The 24,205-nt window shown below is 52.2% G+C and carries 22 protein-coding genes; 13 read left to right on the top strand and 9 right to left on the bottom strand.

Annotated features, from left to right (window positions below; translation table 11 throughout):
* Nucleotides 1-68: 68 nt before the first annotated feature.
* The 9 genes from C3F13_00525 to C3F13_00565 form a co-directional block, all read right to left on the bottom strand.
* A complete protein-coding gene (locus C3F13_00525) occupies nucleotides 69-1,220 on the bottom strand; it encodes an ABC transporter substrate-binding protein (protein ID PWB56595.1) in 1,152 nt (383 codons plus the stop codon).
* A 320-nt stretch (nucleotides 1,221-1,540) separates the two neighbouring features.
* Complete coding sequence (locus tag C3F13_00530) at nucleotides 1,541-2,548, bottom strand: ABC transporter permease (GenBank protein ID PWB56596.1); 1,008 nt, start codon at nucleotides 2,546-2,548, stop codon at nucleotides 1,541-1,543.
* A gap of 12 nt (nucleotides 2,549-2,560) precedes the next feature.
* A complete protein-coding gene (locus C3F13_00535; GenBank protein PWB56597.1) occupies nucleotides 2,561-3,556 on the bottom strand; it encodes an ABC transporter permease in 996 nt (331 codons plus the stop codon).
* 4 nt (nucleotides 3,557-3,560) lie between these two features.
* Nucleotides 3,561-5,087 carry a sugar ABC transporter ATP-binding protein gene (locus C3F13_00540; GenBank protein ID PWB56732.1) on the bottom strand — a complete coding sequence of 509 codons (1,527 nt, stop codon included), beginning with the start codon at nucleotides 5,085-5,087 and terminating at the stop codon, nucleotides 3,561-3,563.
* Between the two features lie 92 nt (nucleotides 5,088-5,179).
* The gene (locus tag C3F13_00545) at nucleotides 5,180-6,028 is read right to left on the bottom strand and encodes a sugar phosphate isomerase/epimerase (GenBank protein ID PWB56598.1); all 849 of its coding nucleotides are present in this window, start codon (nucleotides 6,026-6,028) and stop codon (nucleotides 5,180-5,182) included.
* Nucleotides 6,029-6,038: 10 nt separating this feature from the next.
* Nucleotides 6,039-7,352, bottom strand: a complete 1,314-nt coding sequence (locus C3F13_00550; protein ID PWB56599.1) for a hypothetical protein — start codon at nucleotides 7,350-7,352, stop codon at nucleotides 6,039-6,041.
* A 315-nt stretch (nucleotides 7,353-7,667) separates the two neighbouring features.
* A complete protein-coding gene (locus C3F13_00555; GenBank protein PWB56600.1) occupies nucleotides 7,668-8,999 on the bottom strand; it encodes a hypothetical protein in 1,332 nt (443 codons plus the stop codon).
* A 129-nt stretch (nucleotides 9,000-9,128) separates the two neighbouring features.
* Complete coding sequence (locus tag C3F13_00560) at nucleotides 9,129-10,292, bottom strand: dehydrogenase (protein PWB56601.1); 1,164 nt, start codon at nucleotides 10,290-10,292, stop codon at nucleotides 9,129-9,131.
* A gap of 38 nt (nucleotides 10,293-10,330) precedes the next feature.
* Nucleotides 10,331-11,194 (bottom strand): hypothetical protein, encoded by an 864-nt coding sequence (locus tag C3F13_00565; GenBank protein PWB56602.1) that lies wholly within the window; start codon nucleotides 11,192-11,194, stop codon nucleotides 10,331-10,333.
* Between the two features lie 527 nt (nucleotides 11,195-11,721).
* Here C3F13_00565 and C3F13_00570 point away from each other — a divergent pair.
* From C3F13_00570 to C3F13_00630, 13 genes are all read left to right on the top strand, one after another.
* On the top strand, nucleotides 11,722-12,495 hold the full coding sequence (locus C3F13_00570; protein ID PWB56733.1) for a GntR family transcriptional regulator: 774 nt from the start codon (nucleotides 11,722-11,724) through the stop codon (nucleotides 12,493-12,495).
* 51 nt (nucleotides 12,496-12,546) lie between these two features.
* The gene (locus C3F13_00575; GenBank protein ID PWB56603.1) at nucleotides 12,547-14,082 is read left to right on the top strand and encodes a xylulose kinase; all 1,536 of its coding nucleotides are present in this window, start codon (nucleotides 12,547-12,549) and stop codon (nucleotides 14,080-14,082) included.
* Between the two features lie 37 nt (nucleotides 14,083-14,119).
* Nucleotides 14,120-15,163: an oxidoreductase gene (locus C3F13_00580; GenBank protein PWB56604.1), complete on the top strand. Its 1,044-nt coding sequence runs from the start codon at nucleotides 14,120-14,122 to the stop codon at nucleotides 15,161-15,163.
* Between the two features lie 21 nt (nucleotides 15,164-15,184).
* On the top strand, nucleotides 15,185-16,228 hold the full coding sequence (locus C3F13_00585; GenBank protein ID PWB56605.1) for a Zn-dependent alcohol dehydrogenase: 1,044 nt from the start codon (nucleotides 15,185-15,187) through the stop codon (nucleotides 16,226-16,228).
* A gap of 5 nt (nucleotides 16,229-16,233) precedes the next feature.
* Complete coding sequence (locus tag C3F13_00590; GenBank protein ID PWB56606.1) at nucleotides 16,234-17,181, top strand: hypothetical protein; 948 nt, start codon at nucleotides 16,234-16,236, stop codon at nucleotides 17,179-17,181.
* 20 nt (nucleotides 17,182-17,201) lie between these two features.
* Entirely contained in the window at nucleotides 17,202-17,774 is a 573-nt protein-coding gene (locus tag C3F13_00595) for a glucose-6-phosphate isomerase (GenBank protein PWB56607.1), read from the top strand.
* A gap of 78 nt (nucleotides 17,775-17,852) precedes the next feature.
* Complete coding sequence (locus C3F13_00600; GenBank protein ID PWB56608.1) at nucleotides 17,853-18,812, top strand: shikimate dehydrogenase; 960 nt, start codon at nucleotides 17,853-17,855, stop codon at nucleotides 18,810-18,812.
* 14 nt (nucleotides 18,813-18,826) lie between these two features.
* Entirely contained in the window at nucleotides 18,827-19,270 is a 444-nt protein-coding gene (locus tag C3F13_00605) for a hypothetical protein (GenBank protein ID PWB56734.1), read from the top strand.
* 27 nt (nucleotides 19,271-19,297) lie between these two features.
* Entirely contained in the window at nucleotides 19,298-19,996 is a 699-nt protein-coding gene (gene deoC / locus C3F13_00610; GenBank protein ID PWB56609.1) for a deoxyribose-phosphate aldolase, read from the top strand.
* Between the two features lie 296 nt (nucleotides 19,997-20,292).
* Nucleotides 20,293-21,264, top strand: coding sequence for a sugar phosphate isomerase/epimerase (locus C3F13_00615; protein PWB56610.1), 972 nt, complete (start codon nucleotides 20,293-20,295; stop codon nucleotides 21,262-21,264).
* A gap of 27 nt (nucleotides 21,265-21,291) precedes the next feature.
* Nucleotides 21,292-22,350 (top strand): alcohol dehydrogenase, encoded by a 1,059-nt coding sequence (locus C3F13_00620; protein PWB56611.1) that lies wholly within the window; start codon nucleotides 21,292-21,294, stop codon nucleotides 22,348-22,350.
* 74 nt (nucleotides 22,351-22,424) lie between these two features.
* A complete protein-coding gene (locus C3F13_00625) occupies nucleotides 22,425-22,814 on the top strand; it encodes a hypothetical protein (GenBank protein PWB56612.1) in 390 nt (129 codons plus the stop codon).
* A gap of 71 nt (nucleotides 22,815-22,885) precedes the next feature.
* Nucleotides 22,886-24,127 carry a 2,4-dienoyl-CoA reductase gene (locus tag C3F13_00630; GenBank protein ID PWB56613.1) on the top strand — a complete coding sequence of 414 codons (1,242 nt, stop codon included), beginning with the start codon at nucleotides 22,886-22,888 and terminating at the stop codon, nucleotides 24,125-24,127.
* Nucleotides 24,128-24,205: the final 78 nt, after the last annotated feature.

Below are 24,205 nucleotides of genomic sequence, written 5' to 3' on the forward strand. Positions count from 1 at the left end.
TATATATTTTAGTTGAGCCTGCTCAAACTTCGAGCAGGCTCACATTTACACGCTTACATGCTTACAAATTACGGCATCACGTCCACGTACTTGTTGATGTCGGGGTTCTTCCAGGAATCTGGGTAGTTGGTCATATCTTCACAGCCACACAGTGCGTAGTGCAGAGGGGGCATCTCGGTGTTGATGTAGGTATCCAGGTTTTCATTGGTGACATCCGGCTGGGGCATATACCAGTGATGCTGGACAGTCTTGCCTTGCAGGAACATGACCGCAGAAAGGACAGCAGTGCGCCACTGGAAGGTGGGGAAGGTGGGGGCGATGGCGAGCTTCAGGTTAGCTTTCCAATACTGCAGGTAGTCTTCCTGGTCTTCACCTACCATAACGGTCGGATAGGGGGCTCCAGCATCCTTGAAGGCTTCCAGGATGGTGACGGCGGTACCACCAGCGTCCATCCAGACTGCATCAATGGTGCCGTACTTGGCCAGGTAATCACTCACCACGGTGTTGGCTTTGAAGGAGTCGTAACCAACGAATTCAACACCAATGATATTCAGCTGAGGATTCTCCTCAAAGATCTTGCGGGCTGCACCCCATCGCTGTTCAAGCACGTCCACGCCGGGTAGGATGCGGAAGGCAAGCACGTTACCGCCCTTAGGCAGGTTGTTAACAATGTACTCGGCGCCGGAGATACCGAAGGCATAACCACCGATGGTGCGCTCTGATACAACCGGGCAGTCAGTCTGGGCGTAGCGGTCAAACTGGACTACTGGCATGACCTCGCAGGCCTTCTCGACGATGGGGGTCAGGGCTTCACTGGTGTTGGAAGCAACGATTAAGATGTCGCATTTCCCTGGGGTGTTGATGATGTCTTGGATGTCAGCGATCTGCTTGGCATCATCACCCTGGGCATCCAGGTGGTAGAAGTTCTTGACCAGGCCTTCAGTGCGCAGCTGCTCAACCTGCTCGCGGATGTCGATGTAACCGACCACACGCCATGGATTGTTAACGCCAGCATTCGAGAAGCACACATTGTAGGGGGGCTGCTTCTTAGCGAATTCAGCATATTGCGGGAACTTGGTGATGTCAGTGGCAGTGCTGTCATCCAGGTACTGCAGGTAAATGGGATCGTTCGGATTCAGCGCAGTCTTGGTCATCAGTTCTTTGGATTTATTGTATTCGTCGTCGCTCCAGAACTGTGGTGCTACCTGAGCCGATTCCATCTGTAGACCAGGATTTGCTGCTGGGGCTTCAGTGGCTGCCGCGGGAGCTTCGGTAGCAGCAGCAGGAGCCTCAGTGGCAGCCGCAGGGGCTTCGGTCGCAGCTGGTGCACAAGCAGCCAGGATCATGCTGAATGCGACCAACAAAGAAACAACTAAAAACCAACTCTTTTTCATTAGGAAATCTCCTCCATAAAATTTTGTTTTAACGTTTGTGTTGCTTAATGGTTTGATGGATGTCTCTTGTCTATTTTCGGTGTTCACCTCCTGTATCGTACCTGTTCTCGCGTTTTAATCATTCAATGCAAGTGCTCAGCGAGTTTCTATTTCTTTCTCTGTGACGATAAACCGACATATGCGACTGCACCGATAATGATCAAACCCTGTACCACATCGGTATAGGGTTTGGGCAAACCGAGCATATTAAGCAAGTTAACGATCGCCTGCAGGGTAAATGCCCCGAATATTACGTTAAGCACTGAACCCTTTCCTCCACCAAGCAACACGCCGCCAACCACGCAAGCTGCGATAGCGTTCATTTCGTACCCTTCACCAATGGTAACGTTGACGCCCCCATACCCGCCGGTCATGATGCCCCCGATGATTGCAAAGACTGCACAGAGGATGAAAGTTAGCACACGTACTAAGCGCACCCTCACTCCCGAGAGTTGGCTGGCACGCACGTTATCGCCAATCGCCAGGATTTCCTTACCAAAGTTCATGCGGTTGAACAGCATAATGGCAATGAAGGCTACGATGATCAAAACGATCAGGCCGTACGGCACCCGCCCGAATAGTGGGACATTCTCAATATAATTTCGGCCGAATGCCCGCCAGTTATCTGTCAGGTAACCCTGAGGTGCTCCACCCACATAATACAGGGCAGCCCCACGGACTAACAGCATCATTCCCAGCGTGGTGATGAAGGAAGGTACCTTTAAATAACTGACAATTACGCCATTCAAGAACCCGATCAATACCCCAATCCCCAACATCAGAAGGATTGCCGGGTAGGCATTGGCAGGATCATTGGCAAGCACTTTTGAGCTCACCAGGACTACAAATGTGACGATTGCGCCTACCGTTAAATCAAAACCACCGATCGCTAAAACAAACATCTCGCCTACTGCGATCACGGCCAGGGGTGAAGCTGTGCGCAGGAAGGTCATGATGCCGTTCATCGACTGGTATTTCACCGGGTTCAGGAACCCTAGCACGATGAAGATAATTAAGAAGACCGGGTAGACAGGCGGGATTTTCTTGATCCATGCCCAGGTATTGCGCATGGCGTTGGAGAAACCACCTGGTGAGGTATATGTCGTAGACGTCATTCGATGCACTCCTTACGCTGCTTCTTTCTTTGAGCGTATCGTGTAGGAAGCCACAGCCAATACAATGATCGCACCACGGAAGACCATCTTGAGGTATGGATTGACACCCAGCTGGTTGAACGTCGTGTCGAGGATGCCGAAGATCAACACACCCGCCAGGGTACCCCATACGCCACCTTTGCCACCAGAGAGGGCAGTACCGCCGATCACTGTCGTGGCAATCGAATTAAGGTCATAAATACCGTTCGGACCAACCCACGGTGCACCAGAACGCATCTGGCTGACCAGGAATAAACCTGCCAGGATGGCGGTCATACTGCACAAGATATGGGCACCGATCAGCACTCGGTCGGTTCGCACGCCTGATAAGCGGGCAACTTCGGCGTTCCCACCTACCCCATACAGGTGGGCGCCAAATTTCGTCCGTGCCAGCAGGAACCACCCCAACACAAACACCAGCAGCATAATAATGATCGAAACCGGGATGGATCCGATCGTACCGTATCCGAAATACTCGAAGCTCTTTGGCACACTGCCAGTGTAGTTGGAAAAGGTTGCGTTGATGATGCCTTTGATGATCAGGCTCATGCCCAGGGTGGCGATGAAGGGATTTACTTTTAGTTTCGTAATCACCAGCCCATTCACCAGGCCAATCCCGATCCCAATCACGAAGACCGCGGGAATTGCCCAAGGCAGGTTGGCTGTTTCACCCTGCATGAGGTAAGATGACATCACTGCGGTGATGCTGATGGTATACGCTACCGACAGATCGATGGAAGCGCCCAGGATTACCAGGGTTTGCCCGACCGCCACGATACCCAGAGCCACCGACCGCACCACGATGTTGAGCATGATGGCAGGATTGGTAAATATCTGGCCATCAGCCATCACCTGATCCAAAATTCCACTAACCAGGAAAACGACGATCAGGAAGAAATAAACAGGAGGGATATGGATAGAGCGGGCAGTCCGCTTGAACCAACTGTCAGTTGCAGGTATGGTTGTCATTTCATCAGGCTCCTACTGTGGCAGGTGCCTCTGCCTGGGTCTCTTTTGCATGTCCGATAGCCATCAACATGATCTCCTGTTCCGTCGATCTGGCTGGAAGCTCTCCGGCGATCCGATGGTCTGCCATGACCAGCACCCGGTCGCTCATCCCGATGACCTCAGGCAGCTCCGACGAGATCATCAGAACGGCAATCCCCTTCTTGGTTAATTCGCGGATCATATCGTGAATACCCGCCTTCGACTCCACATCAATCCCGCGCGTCGGCTCATCAAAAATAAATACATCCGCATCTGAGGCCAGCCACTTGGCGAGCACCACCTTTTGCTGGTTTCCACCACTCAGGAATTGTGCCTCTCGGTCGAAGGAATCTGTGCGAATATCCACCTGTTTGCCGAGCATGGGTACGAGTTTACGGGAACTTCGGATACCATCCTTAAAAATGAGTCCAAATAAGAATTGAACAGCCCTTACTGTCAATAGCATGTTATCTCTGATTGGCTGCCGCGAAGCGAGTCCTTCCGATTTTCGATCTTCAGTGACAAAGCCGATTTTATTCTTGATCGCTTTGGCCGGACTCTTAAGCGCCATTACCTTGCCATGCAGCTCTAAGGTGCCAGTTTTAAAAGGCATAACCCCGAACAAAGCCTGGGCCAATTCTGTTCGCCCCGATCCTTGCAGGCCAGCTACCCCAAGCACTTCACCGCTGCGTAGCTCAAAGTTAATATCCTTCAAGATCTGGTTGGAAGCATTCGATACTTTTAACACTACCTCACCAAAGTCCTCCGGCTTGCCCAGGGGCGGGAAGTAGTGGTCAAGGGTACGTCCGACCATCAAATACACCACATCAGCCGGGGCGACGTCTTTTTTCATGACCGTCTTAATCAGCTTGCCATCTTTCAAGACCGTGATCTTTTCCGCTAGATCAAACACCTCTCTCAAGCGGTGGGAGATAAAAATGATTGAAATGCCTTTTTGCTTCAGCCGCCCAACCAGGTCATTGAGCAGACCTACTTCGGTGTAGGTTAATGCGGCAGTGGGCTCATCCATGATCAGCACTTTTGCCTTGAAGGAGATGGCCTTGGCAATCTCAACCAGCTGTTGCTCTGCCACTGACAGGCTGCTTACTAAAGCGGTTGGTGAGATCAATTTCTCCACACCCAGATCTTTCAATACTTCCACGGCTTCCTTGTTCATTTTGCGGATGTCGAGTGTCCCTAGTTTAGACGATTCACGCGCCAGGAAGATATTATGGGCCACGGTACGTTCGGGAAGCAGGTTGAACTCTTGATAGATAATGCTGACGCCTTTCATCTGGGCTTCGCGCGGGTGAGAAAATGATACTTTTTCTCCACCCAGGTGCATCGTCCCAGAATCAGGGATATACGCGCCAGACATAACTTTCATCAGTGTAGACTTACCTGCGCCGTTCTCTCCCACCACAGCATGAATTTCTCCAGGGAAGAATTGTAATGACACATCGTCCAGGGCAACTACACCTGGGAAACGTTTGGAGATATTCTGCACTTCCATCGTGGGCTGGATGGTTTCGGGTGGTATTTGTTCGGTTTCTGCTACAGCTACATTTTCCATAAGCGAATCCTCGTTGCTTTTCTAACGACCGATCAAGCAAATAAGGTTTTCAAGAATTGCAGACCTTGTTGGGCGATCGCATCCTGGCTTGGGGCGATTTCACGCCAGATACAGACTGCACGGGCGATCTCTTTTACTTGCGAAGTAAATGATTCGATTACAACCTGCCCTTGATAATTGGCGCTCTTGAGTGCCTGGGCGATTTCCTGCCAGTGTACCTGGCCGGTACCAGGCACGCCGCGGTCATTTTCGCAGGCATGGAAATGGAAAATCCTATTTCCTGCCAGGCGGATTGCTTCAGCGCTGTTCTTTTCTTCCAGGTGCATGTGGAAAGTGTCCAGGTGGAATCCGATGTTATCCCTTCCAACATCCTGGATGAAATTTAGTCCTTGTGAGACAGTGTTGATCATGTCGGTTTCAAAACGGTTTAATGGCTCGAGGGCTAATTTTACCCCGTTTAATGACGCAAAGTCACAACAATCGCGAAGCTCTAATACTGCAGTCGACCACTCCACTGCTCTGGCCCGGTCATCTTCCAGGTGAGGTTTACCGACCGCCGAGTACATGGGGCCGCAGATCACTGGAGAGCCAGTCTGGGCCGCCGCATCAATCATCCAGTGGATATATCTACGAGAGTTATCACGGATAGCCGGGTCGGAACTGCTGATATTGCGGTCGGGGCCAAACACACCGCAGATAATCGTTGATAACTGGTTCTTATCAAGTGCTTCCTTAATACGGGGAACATCGAGCAATGCAGGATTTTCGCAGGCGATTTCCAGGATATCGAAACCCATCGCCTTTACCTTGGGAGCCAGGTCGATTACCGCTTCAGTTGTGCTAGGTGACACCCAAACAAATGAATTTACACCGAATTTCATCAATTGCACCTCATTCAGCAACAACTCCCAACCGGTTGGGTGATAGGGCGAATATGTTGTCCATCGCCAGGTTGATGGCTCCAATTACCCCTGCATCCGTGCCGATTTCGGTAAACACGATCAACAGGTCACGCGTTGCCAGGGGCAGGGAGCGGCGTAAGACAGTCTGGCGGATGGATGACAACAGCAGGTCACCCAGGTGACTGACCCCTCCGCCGATAACGATCATCCCGGGATTATAGAAATTAACCATGCCAGCCAGTACATCACCGATGGCTTGGCCGCTCTCGCGAATGATATGGGTAGCCATGGCATCGCCTTCACCGGAGGCGTTCCCCACGTCTTCTGCTCGCAGGGTGTTGCCATTCGTCTCATAGTACTTTTGCAGGATGAGGCTGCTGCCTGCCTGAACGGCGGCGATCGCACGATCAGCAATTGCCGGCCCACCAGCCACCGCTTCCAGGCAGCCGCGGTTACCGCAGTGACACACAGGACCATTTTTATCGACACAGATATGACCGATATCCCCGGCACAGCCGCTGGCCCCCCGATAGATTTTCCCCTCACAGATGATGCCTGCACCGATGCCTGTGCCGATTTTTATAAAGATGAGATTATCCGTCTCCCTACCTGCGCCTTGGTAAATTTCACCCAGGGCCATCAGGTTCACGTCATTATCCACGACCACATTCGCCTGGGGAAACCATTGCTGGACTGTTTGAATGATGGGGTAACGGTCCCATCCAGGCATGATGGGTGGCGACACCAGGGTGCCCACCGAAAAATCCACCGGTCCGGGCACACCGATCCCGATGCCGTTTAATCTGGCAGAATCAGAGCCATTTTCCTGGGTGAGTTTTTCGAGTAAAGAACATACCCGGGCCAGGATCCTGATCGGCCCTTCCCTCACCGAAGCAGGCTCTGAATAGCGTACTAGCAGCCTGCCCGAGAAATCTGCAATCCCCAAGTCGATGCTGGTGGCGCCGATATCCACACCAGCCACCAGTCCGAAATTTCCGTTCAGGCTGAACTTCTTCGAGCGCCGCCCGCCGGTGAATTCGGTATAGTGGTTGGCTACCAGGATGCGTTGTTCGAGCAATGAGCTGATACAGGTTGTGATCTTTGTTCGAGAATAGTCAGTGAAACTCACCAGATCCGCTTTCGAAAATTCCCCATATCTGCGGATCAGGTCTACCAGTACTTTTTCGGAATGAGTAATGAAATATTGATTCGGTGAAGTACCTACCTGAAACTGCCTCACCGGCTTGTCCAGAGAGGGCACTGTCCGATATTTCTTCTGCAGCACCTCGCGTGCTATACCCATAAAGAGTTATGCTCGCTTTTTATTCAGAGATAATTTCGTCATGTCTGGCACACTAGTATGCCAGGCGTAAAAATCCCATTACTTGATCGGTCTACCCGACCAAAATACGCGCTTTAGATCCAATATAAAGGACCGGAGTTTCCGGATATTCAACTGTTAATTACAGGATTACAGATGATTATAGCTGTAATTGGGATTCTGTCAATATCTTTTGTTCAAAATAGAACAAGTTATGACAGATTTGGTTATTAGTTTATCTTTCCCGTAATTAACCGCGTGCGAACTCCAGTCCTTTGTGCATCAGCTCATTATTTGCTACAGTGTAATGCACTCCAGGTCAAACACCTTCGAGACCATTTCTAGCTCATTCAAATTGTGCCCGGTGGTGATGATGTAATGGTGTGAAACCAGGTCATCCACCAGCTTCTTGCCATTCGGCACACGAATAACCGCCCCGTTCAGGCAATGAGAATTCTCAAAACCGGCATATTTGGGCAGGCTGCCTTCCACGATTGACCAGCGATCAAATGGCGGCATTAACTTCACCAAGGTGATGTCTCCTTCGGCGAGGCGTGCATCGATGGCTGTGGCGTTGTCATCCACGATTGCCAGGACCTTTTCCTTGAGCGTCCATTCGGTTGAGAATGATTGGGGTACCACACCAAGGTAGCCGCAGTGGGCAGCCAGGATATAGTCTTCTGGTGCGCCTTCCACCTCGGGGAAGTATGGGATATGCTCGTGCTTTAATGCCGCATAGCCCATCTGAAATGGATAAAGGTTAGTCATCATAAATGGCACATCGATGGTCTTACCGATCAAGATCTTGGTCATCATTGAGACCAGGTCAGCCTCGCAGCCCCATACCAGGCGCTGGTCTTCATAGAGGAAGTTCCAGGCCAGGCAGGGGGTGGTATCGGAAAACATGGATTCATTAAGGCAGTTGATGCCGGCTGCGAGGATATCCGGGTCCTGGTCGAGATCATTTTTTACCGCCAGGTAAACCTTTACCGCGCTCAAAATGGCGCGACTGGTGAGCTTACCGATCGGAGTAGTTGCTTTACGCCGGTCCCATTCTATTTGGGCGGTATCATCTGGTATGGCACTGGCTCGCTTGCCTAACTCCTTGAAGCTCTTCTTGATTACCTTGACGCCATATTTTTCCTCGATGGCTGTGATGCATTCCGGCTCCCACCAGTAGAAGCGCTTGAAGATCTCATCCTGGTTGCCGCCACCGCTGGCAGGCTCGTCCTGGTAGACAAGGAGTTTCGATTGTTTCAGCTGTCGCCTTAGTGCAAAAGCCCGGCAGACCTGCTTGGTTTTTTCAAGGTTCGTTGGGCCGATCACCTTGATACCCTTGGCGGCCAGGAAACTGTTGATCTCCCAATCCCACATGGATACGGTCCCAAATTCAGAGGTGACGATCAGCAAAGGCTGGGGGAGTTTTTTGATTTTCTCCACCTCGCGGAAGGCTGCCCCCAGCATTTCCGGGAAGATAACACCGTCCGTATCGGGTAGGGGAGCTCCCAACAGTACCGGCTCTAATATCTCTGCATCCTCGGCTAGCAGCTCGTGCAGCTTATGCAGCTGGGTAGCGAAATCTGGCGCATCGGGCGACTTGTAGTAAATGGGGACAAGTTTTGCTTTCATGATACTCTCCTAATCACACATCATTTGCTCTGTTACCGGCTAAGGTCAAATAAAGGAGGAACAGGATGCTGGTGCAGCCTGCCCCTCCACGTCGAGTAGCCTTTATCGATTGGGCAACCAAAAACACATTTACTTAATATCAGCAACCGTTACTTTTTTACCTGTCTCGGCAGATTTAATTCCTGCTTCCAAAACCTGCATGGCCTTCATTCCGTCATAGAAGTTCGGTGCGATCTTGGTGCCTTTCTCAATGGCACCCAGGAAATCCACCATGGCATGCACAAATTCGTGCTCGTAACCAATGATGTGACCGGGCGGCCACCAGGCTGCTACGTATGGGTGGGTGGAATTGGTCACCAGGATGGTCCGGAAGCCCTGTTCATCGGCTGTATCTGACAGGTCAAGGTACTGAAGTTCATTCATGCGTTCCAGGTTGAAGACCAGACTACCCTTGCTGCCGTAGATTTCGAAGTAGTTGTAGTTCTTGCGCCCATTGGCGAAACGGCTGGCCTCGAAGGATCCCAGGGCACCGTTCTCGAATTCCACCAGCATGAAAGCGGCATCATCAACGGTGACTTTACCAACATCCGTAGCGCCGGTGCCAGCTTTGAAAGTACCTGCACCTTTACCGGGCAAGGGTCGCTCAGGGATGAAGGTCTTCATCAGGGCGGTTACAGCCTGAATGTCACCTACCAGGTAGCGCCCCAGGTCAACACTATGCGAGTTCAAATCATAGTGCGGTCCGGCACCGGCAAATTTCTTCTGCAAGTGCCAGGTCAATGGAAATTTCGGGTCGGTGATCCAGTCCTGCAAGTAAGTGCCGCGCCAGTGGTAGATCGTGCCGATCTTTCCTTCTTCGATCAACTTTTTAGCGAAGCTCACTGCTGGAGCACGGCGGTAGTTGTGGTTCAGGTAGTGTACCACACCGGCTTTTTCGGCAGCTTCGAACATTTCTTTGGCCCCGTCATAGTTCAGCGTGATCGGCTTTTCGCAGAAAATGTGCTTTCCATGTTTTGCAGCTGCAATGGCCATATCCTGGTGCAGCCAGGTTGGTGTGCAGATATCGATAATATCCACATCCTTGCGTTCGATCACTTTACGCCAATCGGTCTCGATATCTTCCCAACCCCAGTTCTTGGCAAAATTGGAGGTGCAATCCACTTCTGTGTCACACGCTACCTTCAACACTGGCTCAATTCCCAATTGGAAGAACTTTGGCGCCTGTCTCCAGCCGTTGCTGTGGGCTTTACCCATGAAGCCGGTTCCAATAATGGCTACGTTTAGTTTTTTCAAGGCATGCTCTCCTTTTTCTAAAATATTCCCGTTTCTGCCTAATTTAAAGCTGCCGCAATTCTCTTCAATTCCGTGACGCTTAGGGCAACCGCTTCATCCTCGCGTTCCGTCCAATCAGTGTGCGGGTGATCGATTTCTACGGCCAGGAAGCCCTTGAAATTGGCCTTATGAAGCATTTCAGCCAGCGCCTGGTTATTAATCAGGCCCATTCCCACCGGAACGCCGGCAAAGAAATGCCAGTCGGTTGGCTTGGCATTCTTGTCGGGCATAAGGTCCTTGACGTGCGTTGCCAGGGTATGCGGGGCGAGTTTTTCCATGCCTTTGACGGGGTCATCCAGCAGGCGCAAGAAGTTGCCGGTATCAAAATTCAATCCGAAATATTCCGAATCGACTGATTCCATCAGTTGGAGGATTTCCGCCGAGGTAAAGTCGATATGATTCTCAACCGCCAGCTTTACACCGTGGTCTTTAGCTACTACCACTGCTTGCTTGAACATCTTGACCAGTGCTTCGATTTGCGGACCATGCGGTTCATGGCGGAACATCAGGCTGCTGCCGACCACGCGCATCACGTCGGCGCCGATCTGGACGGCGTTTGGGATGCCTGCCACCATCTCGTCGTAGGCGGTCCAATTCTGACCACGTTCGAGGCCATCCGGGTGCCCCCAAGCATAGACACGATCGAATTTATACTCATCCAGCTGGGCTTTCAAGTCTTTAAACCATGCCTTGTCGACTCCCGTGGGGAAGAAGCACGATTCGAGCGAAACCCCATCCACGCCAAGCTCCCTGGCACGTTTCAGGAAATCCTGCATGGTCATATTCTTGGCAGGTGGTTTTTGATCTGGGTAAACCTCACCAAAAAAACGATGGTAACAATAACTGTCGATGCCAACTTTCATTTTATGCCTCCTGAATTAAGTATGGTGAACTTATGATTATGGTTTCCATATAGGATATTCGGTTTTATTTAGCCCATTGATAAGCCTGGATGATCCGATTGGATAAACAACAAAATTGTCTACTTGTCATTACAGGATAACATTATTATAACGATTAAGTCTTCATCGTTCAAGTTAAGATAGTGTCCCTTATTGAGATACTGATATTGAATGTAGGCACTTCTGCGAACTCTGAAATCGCGCTCATCTCTACTTATTCAGATCCAATCTTCAGCCGCTTCGGAAACATTGCCTCGCAAATTTATAAATTATATTGTTTAATTATTATCGTTTGCGAAGATAATTATACTGCCTTCCTTTTATGCCTTCGATGAGTCTGGTTTCTCACCCTTCTATTGACATGTGAGGTGTTTATTCCTATAATCAGTTGTAATGACAGGATTACAACAATTTCGATGTAAGCTGAGGAGGGCAATGTGAAAGACTCTATTGATTTTGCCAGTCATATTCCTTATTACATCCAATTGATGGACATCCTGCGTGAAAAAGTCCATCTAGGTGAATGGCTTCCGGGAAGCCAGATACCGGGCGAGCAGGGTTTGTGTGAAAGTTTTCAAATCAGCCGTACGGTGGTGCGCCAGGCGCTAAGGGAATTGGAATATGAAGGTGTGATCACTCGTCAAAAAGGGAAAGGCACTTTCGTTTCGCCACCCAAGATCAGTGAAGGGCTGGCTCAGAAGTTGACCGGCTTTTACCAGGATATGGTTGAACGGGGTTTGACACCTCATTCCAAAGTGCTCCTCCAGGAGGTAAACCCCGCCAGTGAAAAAGTGGCGCGCTACCTTGGCATTGAGCCCGGCGAAAAGGTGGTGGAAATCCAGCGCTTGCGCTTTGCGAATGACGAACCAATTCAATTAGACACCACCTATATCCCGTATGAGATTTGCCCGGCAATAGCGAGTGTTGACCTGACCAATCGATCCTTGTATGAGTTTCTTGAGCAGCAATGTAATATTTTTATTGCCAGGGGTAAGCGCAACATTGAGGCGGTCTTGGCCAACGAGCACGAAGCTGCCCTGCTAGGGATTGAGCGTGGAGCTCCGCTGTTGATGCTCGATAGTGTCAGTTATGCGGAGGAGGGGCGCCCGATTGAGTATTATCACGCCTTGCACCGCGGCGACCGCTCGCGTTTTGAAGTTGAGCTGGTCAGGCGGCGCGAGTTACCCCCGAAACCGGTTGAGGTCGCTGGAAGCCGTGCATCTACTCACCAAAACCTGGCAACCAACGGTAGTTCCAGGTAGCTGAAAACCGGTCGATTTCTCAAATCCAATCTGAAGGTGGACGGAGAACACATGCAGAAAAAATACCTGATAGGCGTGGACCTTGGCACGAGCAGTACCAAAGCGGCGCTGTACCAGATTGACGGGACCCTCGTCTCGGAGGCTACGGTTGAGGTACCTATTTATTACCCCAGGCCCGGCGTGGTGGAGCAGGAAAATGAGGATTTCTATACCTCAGCTGCCCAAACCATAAAGCGCTGCATTGAAACCAGTGGGATCGCCCCCAAAGATATTGCTGGCATTGCATTTGATTCGCAGATGGCAGGTATAGGGATGATAGATGATGATTATCGCCCGGCGGGCAGGTTTGACTCGTGGCTGGATATGCGCTGCCAACCTTACATCGCCTGGATGGACAAGGAGGCTGGCGATAGGGTGACCCAGCTCACCGGCTGCCCACCCACGTGTGATCATGGCCCCAAGATGCTGTGGTGGAAGCATGAGCAGCCCGAAACCTACGCCCGCATTGCAAAGTTCTTGACGCCCTGCGGCTATGTGGCGGGCAGGTTGGCTGGGTTGAGAGGTGACCAGGCCTTCATCGACCACACCTTTATTCACTTTACTGGTTTTTCCGATGCGCAGAATACGCAATGGTCGGAAGAATTATGCAGCCGCTTTGGGTTGGATATGGATAAACTTCCCAGGATCATTGAACCCTATGCGGTGGTGGGCGAGGTGCAAGAAGGTCCGGCAAAAGAGTTCGGGCTGGCGCCAGGCACGCTCATCGCGGCTGGTGCCGGGGATACTGCCGCCAACGCCCTGGGGGCGGGCATCGTTCACGCAGGCATGCTCTTCGATGTGGCTGGCACGGCGGCCGTCCTGGCGGGCTGCACCAGCAAATTTGTAGCCGACACCCAGCACCGGGCTTTAATAACGATGCGGTCGGTAATCCCCGGCTTGTGGAACCCGCTGGCATATATCGGCGGGGGCGGGATTGCCTTGCGCTGGTACCGTGACCAATTCTTCAACCGATCCCGCGGTGAGGCCCTTCCAGTACCCGAGGTAGATCTCTACACACAGATGCTGGCCCAGGTTGAAGCTGTTGCACCGGGTGCGGATGGGCTGTTCTTCTCACCCCACCTGGGAGGCCGCATCTGTCCCTCTAGCCCGGAGATGCGCGGGGCGTGGATGGGCCTTTCCTGGTCACACACCCAGGCGCACTTCACCCGGGCAATCCTGGAAAGCATCGCCTATGAGTATGCCTATTACCTGAAAATTTTGAAGGAATCCCTGCCTGACCTGGTGCTGGTCGAGGCCCGCGTGGTAGGTGGTGGAGCCCGCAGCCCCATTTGGAACCAGATCAAGGCAGATGTGCTCAATGTACCTTACCAGCGCTTGAAGGGCAATGAATTTGGTGCCTGGGGGGCTGCCATGATCGCTGGGAAAGCCGCCGGTCTGATCGATGACCTGGCCTCGCATGCCGAACACACCGCCATACTGAACGGCAAACCTTTCAACCCCTCCAAGGAAAATCACGAAATATACCAGCCTCTGGTCGAAAGATATATTCATCTGGAAGAAGCGATTAACCAGTTTTATACAGTGTGACTGTTTGCTTGAATTTACTTTAACCATATATTGAGGAATGCGAATGAAAAAACCGATTAAGATCTGTATGATTGGGGGTGGTAGGGTGGGTAAGAACCACTCCCGCGCCATCACCGGATACGTCCCTGGGGCGGAGATCGTCGCCCTGGTTGAAATGATGGAAAACGTACGCCAGGAAACAGCTCGCGAATTTAATATTGATAGACAGTTCGATGCGCTCGAAAATGCCCTCGAAAAGGTGGACTTCGATGCGGTGGTGATCACCACCCCCACTCCCACCCACCTGCCTATCGCAGCCTTAGCAGCAGAACACAAGAAGCACGTCTTCCTTGAGAAACCCATGGCTCTATCTTTGGCTGAGTGCGATGCGATCCTTGATGTGGTTGAAAAGAACGCCGTGCTTTTACAGCTGGGGTTCATGCGCCGTTTCGACCCCGAATTTATAGTGGCAGCCGAGCGTATCGAAGCGGGTGAGATCGGCCAGCCCATGATGATTAAAACCAACACCCATGGGCCAGGTCTGCCGCCTTCCTGGGCGCGCGATCTCAAGACCTCCAACGGGATGCTGGCGGAGGTCAATAGCCATGACTGGGATACCCTGCGTTGGTTCATGGGCTCGAACCTTGAGCGGGTGTACACCGAAGTGGCGAATTTCAAGGGTGCCGCTAATAACGTGGATACACCTAATTTCTATGACAACGTCTTGGTCAACGTAAAATTCGAAAACGGTGGCCTGGGGTTGATCTCAGGGGTCTGTCCTTGTGGATACGGTTACGATGCCCGAGTTGAAATCGTCGGCGAGAAAGGCATCCTGCAGATCGGTGAGCTGAAAGGTCAGGCGCTGGTCGTCTGTACCGACCGTGATCATGGCCTGGTCACCCCCATCTACCGCACCTGGCCTGAGCGTTTCAAATGGGCGTATATAAATGAAATGCAACACTTCGTCTCCTGCATTCAAAATGAAACCCAACCCCGTGCTGGCGGTATCGACGGACGTTGGGCTGTGGCAGGTGTTCTTGCGGGTACGAAATCCTTCATTGAGCAACGCCCTGTTTACCTGAAGGAGATCCTCCAGGCGTAAGCCTGGGGTGAGCGAGGAGCTATGTTAGCTGCTGTTTATCACGGTCCAAATGACCTGCGCCTGGAAGATGTGCCTATCCCTGGAGTAGAAAAGGGCGAGATATTGGTAAAGGTCGTCAGTGCCAGCATCTGTGGGACTGACTTACGCATCCTCCACGGCAACCACCGCATGTATCCGCCCAGCACCATACGCATCCCCGGGCATGAAGTGGTGGGCACGATCGCAGAGATCGGTACCGAAGTGGATAACTACACCATCGGACAGCGCGTTTTTGTTGCCCCCAATACTGGTTGTGGTCATTGTGAGCAATGTGTGTCTGGAAACAATAACCTGTGTGCCAATTACGATGCCATCGGGGTGACTTCCGATGGTGGTTTTGCGGAATATGTGCGTATCCCGGCCAATTCGGTCCGGCAGGGCAACGTGATCCCCATCAGCGAAGCGGTCGATCCGGCTGTAGCCGCCCTGGTGGAACCCTTCGCCTGTGTGCTCAGGGGTCAGAATGCCCTGCGAATGCAACCCGGTGAAGTTGTCTTAATCATGGGTGCTGGGCCAATCGGCGTGATGCACCTTAAGCTTACCCGAGCACGCGGCGCGGGTCGCATCCTGGTAAGCGAGCCTGCACCCCAACGGGCAGCCCAGGCCAGGCAGATGGGAGCAGACCGGGTGGTAAATCCCACGGTTGAAGATCTGAAAGAGGTCCTGAACGAGGAAAGCAACGGCAGAGGCGCGGATATCGTCATTGTTGCTGCCCCTGTGCACGTCTTACAGGAAAGTGCCCTCGACCTGGCAGCAATCGGCGGGAGGATTAATTTCTTTGGTGGTCTCCCCAAGGATCGGCCGGTGATCAATTTCAATTCCAACCTGGTGCATTACAAGGAGCTGGTCATCACCGGAACCACAGCCTGCAGCACAGCTGATTGCTGGCAGGCTACCCGCATCGTCAATTCTGGCCTGGTCGATCTCTCCGATATCGTTAGCCAGCGTTTCCCACTGGCAGAAGCCGTGCAAGCCTTTGCCGCTGCGGAAGATGGGAAATCGCTCAAGATCGTGCTTGTACCGTAAAACGAATGACAACTTCGCCCAAACCGATCATCACTGTGCTGGGGCCAGTCACCCATGAGCAACTGGGCATCACTGACGCTCATAATCACGTGTGGATCGAGCCTGTTTCTGGGGCGAACCCTGGCAGCCCGGTTCTAGATCAATACGCCTCGATCCTTAAAGAATTGGTGGAGTACCAAGAGCAGGGAGGATCAAGCCTGTTGGATTGCCAGCCGGGTGGTTGTGGCCGTAACGGGAATAAGCTCATCGAGCTTTCGATGGCCTCCCAGGTGAATATCATTGCCTGTACGGGATTTCATCGCCGCAAGTATTACGCCCAGGGCTTCTGGCTGTGGGAGGCTGATGCTCAGAAAGTGTCAGATTACTTGTTCGCTGAGCTGCAGGATGGTCTGACAGAAACCATCGGCTCACCCGTAACCTGTCGGGCCGGATTCATCAAGATTGCCTTGGAAGCAACCTGGGCAAAGTGCCCGCACTCAGCTTTGGAAGGGGCGGCACGCACAGCTGGAAGAACCGGAGCTGTGATAGAGATCCACACCGAAAAAGGTGCCCTGGCTGAGAAAGCACTAAATTACTTTGAAGATCGAGGGGTATCACCTCACCAGCTGGTGTTCTGCCACATGGATAAGCGGCCAGACATCAGCCTGCATCAGGCCCTTGCCAGCCTGGGAGTGATGCTTGAGTATGATACCTTTTACCGGCCCAAGTATGAGCCGGAGAGGCTGCTTTGGCTGCTGATCGACGAGATGGTTAGTGCAGGTTACTCGAACCGGGTTGCCCTGGCCACCGATATGGCTGAAGTAGCCCTTTATCACAACCTGGGTAGTGGTCCCGGGCTAAAGAGCCTGCCTGGTGAGATCCAGGCAAAACTTATTAAAAAAGATTACCCGGAAAGTGTTTGCAAACAGTTGCTGGGTGGGAACATCGCACAGCGGTTGGCCGGGATAAATTAAAGAGAGTTCAGGAGAATATGATGGTAGACTTACCTTTTGCTTTTACACTGCCCATGCCGCAGGTGATCCCCTCCAGAGTGGATAACCACATCACGCGGCGCCTATCAGCACTGCGCGGTCAATTCCTGGACCAGGAAACGTACCAGCAAATGCTGGACGAAGATGACCGGTTGATCTATGAAGTCTACGAGATCAAACGCCCCGAAATTGAAGGCGAGCTGCTGATGGGTGTCACATTCGTCCATCCCGGAAAGGTTGGCAATGAATTCAATATGACCAAGGGGCACTTCCATTCTGTGTTGGATACTGCCGAAATGTATTACTGCCTGCGCGGCGAAGGCTACATGGTGATGGAAACTCCTGAAGGTGACACTTCAGTGGTACGGCTTGTTCCTGGTGAAGTTTTATATGTGCCGCCTCGCTGGGCACACCGCTCGGTGTGTACCTCCCGCCAGGATGATTTGGTGATGTTCTTCGCTTACCCGGGTAATGCTGGGCATGATTACGGGACCATCGAACGCCAGGGATTCCGCAAACTGGTCGTTGACGGACCCGGCGGTCCTGAGATCATCGACAACCCCCGTTGCCAGTGACCAGGGGCATGAAAAACCTCGAGGAATGATTCAACTGTTTTTTTTACAGCATAAGAGCCCTATTGAAGGATAGCGAGTATGACTGATCAAAATTACCATGTAGTAACTAAAACTATTCCCACGTTTTATTTTATTGGTGTCACCACCACCAAATCTTCGATTATGAAAGTCTTCCCACTCTGGATGAAGATTCTTGGGCGGGAAGAAGTGGTGATGGAAGGGATTGACTGCAAAATTCACGATAAGCCTGAGGCATATCGCCAGGCAGTTGCCCAGATCAAGGTTGACCCACTATCTTTGGGTGCACTGGTAACCACACACAAGATTGACTTGCTCAGTGCGGCCCGCGATATGTTCGAGTATCTCGATCCTTATGCCCTGATCACCGGCGAGGTCTCCTGCATTTCCAAGCTGGAAGGCCGACTGGAAGGCCACGCCAAAGACCCGCTCACCTCAGGCGCCAGCCTGGATGCCATCATCGAGCCGGGTTATTTTGGGCGAACAAACGGCCAGGTATTATGCTTTGGGGCCGGTGGCTCGGGGGTCGCTACATTGTTACACCTGATCAATAAGAAAAATAAGGCTGATCGGCCTGCCAGGTTCACCTTTGTCAACCGCTCACAAGGCCGGCTGGATCATGCCAGGGAAATGGTAAGCGGCCTAAGCACCGACATTGAGATTGAATATATCTGCAACTCCGACCCCGCAGTCAATGACAAGATCATGGAGAAGTTCCCTCCTTACAGCATTGTCATCAATGCCACCGGCATGGGTAAAGACACCCCTGGCTCGCCCATCACCTGGGATGGCAAGTTCCCGATGCACAGCATCGCCTGGGAATTTAATTACCGCGGTGAGCTAGACTTCATGCACCAATCACTGGCGCAGGTGGAAAGCCGCAAGGTGAGAGTGGAGGATGGTTGGCTGTATTTCGTCCACGGCTGGACTCAGGTGGTCGCCCAGGTGATGCACTTTGATCTGACGCCCGCGCTGTTCGATCAGCTGAACCAGGCTGCTTCAACGATGCGCGGCAAATGACAGGCAACCTGACCATGAAAAAAACGGACCTGGCAGCAGGATACCACGAGCGTGGCTATGGATGCGCTCAGTCCGTACTGGCCTCTTATGCAGGTGATTTCGGACTAGAAGAGGGGCTGGCACTTCGTCTGGCAACAGGCTTTGGCTCAGGAATGGGCCGTATGTGTGAGGTGTGCGGGGCCCTCACCGGGGCGTTCATGGTGATCGGGATGAAGTACGGCAAGGATAAGACTGACGGTACTCGCTACGGGTACGAGACGGAAACTACCTACCGTCTGGTGGCGGAGGCAGCTGAAAAATTTAAAGAACGGAATGGGTCCATCTACTGCCGTGAACTGATCGGGCATAACCTGATGGATGCGGTGGAACGGGCCAAGGTGGTGGAGCTCGGATTATTTAAGACCACCTGCCGGAAATGTATCCTGGATGCGGTAGAGATCCTGGAGGAGATTCTTTGAAGTGGTTCGACGAACGGTGAGACTGGTATGAATCTAAACCCAGGTGACATTGCCAGGATGATCGACCTTTCGTGCGTCCGGACGGCTTCCTCCCGGGCAGACGTTGAGGAGATGGTTCGCGCGGCCATCAAGTACAGGTTTGGCCATGTTTCAGTGTTGCAGAGCTTCATTCCCCTCACCAAACAGCTGCTCAACAGTCACCCAGAGGTTCATCTGGTTGGAAATGTGAGTTTCCCATCGGGCTCCGATTCCACTACCATAAAAATCAATCAAGCCAAGGAGCTTGCCGTAGCTGGCTGTGACGAGATCGACATGGTCATGAATATTGGCAAGCTACGCTCAGGTGAGCTGGCGGAAGTGGAAAGCGATATCCGCTCAGTTATTGCCACCGTGGATCCCATCCCGGTCAAGGTGATCATCGAAATTATGCTCCTGACCGCAGCTGAAACCGCCGCGGCTTGTGCGATCTGTCTGCAATCAGGTGCCTCTTACATAAAAACCGGCACCGGTTGGGCCGACCGGGGTACCACTGTGCAGGATGTTCAATTGATCCAGTCTTTGGTGGGTGATCGCATCAAGATCAAAGCTTCCGGCGGCATTCGCACCCTGGATACACTCCTGGAAATGTATGCGGCCGGTGCCTGTCGTTTTGGTGTGAAGCTTAAAGCAGGGATCAAGATCGTAGACGAAGCCATGGCGCACGGTACACCGCTGGTGGTACCCTAAGATCATGACGATGAAAATCAGCTCCTCTACCTTCAGCGGTGTTGAAAATATAACTAATCTTCATGGCTTGACCCGAATGTGGCTGATGCGTACTCCCATTCCATACACTGTGCTTTATTTACAAGTACGCAGGCACAAGCATCGCCCGGATGATTGGTTCAATGGCATCATTGAATGATTAAGATAGCCAAAGGAAATGAAAATTTCAGCCTGGAGGAACAGCGTTAAAAATCTTTCAACTTGCAATTTGGATCGTCAATGCAATCCATCAAAACTCTCATAGAAAGGAATAGAATATGAAAATAGGTTTATTTACGGCTACGTTTCTGGATACGCAAATTGAAGATGTGTTCAAAATGGCGTCAAGCCTGGGGTACGGGGCTGTGGAGATGCCTGCCTTTGCCAACAATCCCCACCTGGATATTGAGGAGATCGTCAAGGGCAACAAGGCAGCTGAGCTGAAAAAGCTGGTGAAAGACTACGGCCTGATCATTTCGGCCCTGGCCAACCACCCTGAAGGCCAGATTGTGTTAGGTCCGTATGGTAAGGATACCGACGCGATCTGTCCGGGTACCAAGGAGGAGAAGATCAAGTTTGGCACCGAGCGCATGATCAAGACCGCCCAGGCTGCCAATGCCTTGGAAGTGCCGGTGGTCACCGGTTTCATCGGTTGTGAGAATTTTGGGCGTTTCTTCCCCTGGCCATACTCGAAGGGTTGGTCTGACATGGAAGCTGAGTTTGTTGAACGCTGGGGCAAGATCCTGGATAAATTTGGCGAATACGGGGTCAAGTTTGCCCACGAGCCACACCCCAATGAGCTGGCCTACAATGTGGAGACTGCCCTGCGCGCCGTAGAGCTGATGGGTGGGCGCAAGGAATTCGGTTTCAACTTCGACCCTGCCAACCTGATCTACCTGGGCATCGATGTGGAGAACTTCATCGATGCTTTGGCGGGCAAGATCTTCCACGTGCATGCCAAGGATGGGGAAGTGGTGGTACACAACGTGCGTCGTTCGGGTGTCATCCCACAGGGTGATTGGCAGCGCCTTGGGCGTGGGTTCCGCTTCAGAATCCCCGGCTGGGGTTCGGTGCCATGGAAGAAGGTCATCACCGAGCTATCCCTGATCGGCTATGATTATGTCATGTCATACGAGCACGAGGATGTGACCATGAGCCGCAATGATGGCATCACCAAGACGATCGCCTACTTAAAACCACTGATGATTGATAAACCTTACGAAGGCCGCCACGACGTTTTATTCCAATAGAGATTATAAGCTCAAGGAGCAGATGATATGTCAAATATGATGAAAGCAGCAGTTTTTGAGAAGGTTGGGGTCATTAAAGTAAAAGAGGTACCCATTCCGGAGATCGGTGATGATGATGTGCTCATCAAGGTCAAAAACACGGGTATCTGCGGCACGGATTGGAGCATCTACAACGGCTGGTATTCTGCCGATAAGCTGCCCATGATCGCTGGGCATGAATTTTCCGGCGTCATCGCCCGCATCGGGAAGAACAATAACGGCTTCAAGGAAGGTGACCGGGTTACAGCCGACATCAACATGAGCTGCGGGACGTGCTTCTACTGCCTGCACGGGCAAAAACTGCTGTGCGATAGCTTCACCCAGCTTGGTATTCACACCGACGGCACGTTCGCCGAATATGTCAAAGCCCCGGTTGCCCTGCTGCACAAGCTGCCCGACAACCTGAGCTTTGAGGAGGGCGCTTTCATAGAACCAGTCTCCTGTGTAATCCATGCCGCCAAAGCCATGGATGCCTGTCTGGGCAGCAGTGTGGCGATCATTGGATGCGGCTTGGGCGTGCTGCACGCTCGCATGGCAGTCCTACGCGCCTGCGCCCCGGTCATCATCTTTGGTGATAACCGCAAGCGCTTGCAGATTGCCAAGGACATGGGCGCCGATTATGCCATCCATATTGATGATGTAGCAGACCCGGTAGCAGAGGTGATGCGCCTGACCAACGGCCGCGGCGCAGATTACGCTATCGAAGCAGTGGGGACGGTTGAGACCTACGAGCAAGCCTTCGCCATGCTACGCAGGGGTGGCAAGCTCTCAGCCTTTGGCATCACCGGCGAGCAGGATGTAATGCGCATGCGGCCTTTTGAATTCGTGCTGGGTGAAAAGAAAGTCACCGGTTCGTGCGCCGGGGTTGGGGCCGACTGGCCAGATGCCATGACGCTCATCTCCGCTGGGCGGATTAACCCGAAGCCGCTGTTCTCCATGAAGGTCCCGTTGGAAGACCTGGAGTGGGCTTTGCATGAGCTACGCCGTGACCCCAGCCTGTTCAAGATCTTCGTCTCACCTGAAGTCACCAAGCGCGAGATGTTATAGGATTACCGGGCAGGCAGCTCAAGGATAATGGGCTGACTGTAGGCGCATATTTGTTGTAACCAAGGAGCTTACCCGTGAAGATCAAGCAGATCGATCACGTCTCGATCAATGTCACTGATATCCAGAAATCCCTCGATTATTACGGCCGCATCCTGGGGTTAACCCAACAGCAAACGGTGGATATGGGGGAGTTCACCATCACGTATTTCGCCTTACCGGGTGGCTCTCGCCTGGAGCTGTTTGATTACCATGGTAAGAATCCTGCCAACCCACGTGCTGAGGATGAGGTGGGTCTCAGGCATATCGCCTTCCAGGTTGAGGATGTGGCAGCACATGAGGCTCGTTTACGGTCTGACGGGGTTCAAATCACCTTGCCGACCTGCGCTCTACCTGACCTGGGCATGCGGGTGCTTCTGTTTCTCGACCCGAACGGCGTAACGCTTGAATTTTGCGAAAAGCTTTAGCCGGTTGCGTATTATTGGTATTTACATAAAAAGTTATCCCTGATGTAAAATCTTACTGGAGGAAACTGCACATGGAACCTAGAGATATCCTGCTTACCCCGATCATGATCGGCACGCATCGCAGTGAGAACCGTTTCTTTAGCCAGGCAATGGAATGCACCGATGCTGATTTTGAGGGAAATCCATCTGACCTGACCTACGCCCGCTACGAGAACCTTTTCAAGGGCGAGGCTGGCATGGTCAGCCTGGAGGCGATCACCATCACCGATAAAAACCGCTCGCGCCTGAACCAGCTGTTCATCATGCCTCAAAACCTGCCCGCCCTGACGAAGTTTGTCCAGCGCCTGCGTGAGGTCAACCCCAAGACAATCTTCATCTATCAGTTAACCCATTCTGGTGAGCTGAGCAATCCTGAGTTTTCAAAGCGCCTGTCAGTAAGACCCCTGCCGGGCTTTAAGGCGGATGTCTTCACCGAAGACGAATTTGAAAAGATCATGGATGACTTCGTCCTGGCTGCCAAGATCACTTACGATTCAGGCGCGGATGGGATCGACATGAAGTTCTGCCATGGCTACCTCGGCTCACAGATCCTGCGCCCGTACAACACCCGCAAGTGGAAATACGGTGGTAAATGGGAGAACCGGCGCCAGTTTGCCTTCGATCTTTACGAACGCATCCAAAAGGCAGTGCCAGACAAAAACTTCCTGATCGGCTCCAAAATCTCGGTCTGGGAAGGCTTTCCGGGTGGCTTTGGCACGGCTGGGCCCGATACCCCGGTGATCGACCTGACTGAACCCATCGACCTAGTGAAAGGCCTGGAAGAACGCGGTGCTCAGTACTTCATCCAATCTGCCGGTAGCCCATCGATCACTATCAGCCTGACACAGGCGGATAAGGACCACCCCTATTTCGCCTACCTGCACCAGTATTTTGCTAAAGAGATGCGGGAGAACCTGAAGAAGGAAACGGTCGTGATCGGCTCTAACTATTCGGTGTTCGGCAAAGGTAAAAGCAAGCTGCAAGCGGTGAGCTCCAAGGACAGCCACTTGTTGGCATACGGGGCCCAAAATATCTCCAAGGGCTACGTAGATATGGTTGCAGTAGGCCGCCAGTCTTTGGCTGACCCATTGTTACCATTAAAGCTGCGCGAAGGCCGGGAGAAGGAAATCAACTATTGCACCACCTGTGACAACTGCCTGGAACTGCTCATCCGCCAGCGACCGATTGGCTGCTGCACCTACAATAAGTACTATACCAAAGTCCTGCAAGACACTCGCAAGGAGTTTGGTAGACTGAACGAGATGCACACCTAAGCGCCTGTTGTAACGCTTTCCATGAAACCTGCCTGGAATTTTCAGGCAGGTTTTTGTTTGCGTATTCACATCAGGCAA

It is taken from the genome of Anaerolineales bacterium, assembly GCA_003105035.1.
In the GTDB taxonomy this organism is placed as follows: Bacteria; Chloroflexota; Anaerolineae; order Anaerolineales; family UBA4823; genus FEB-25.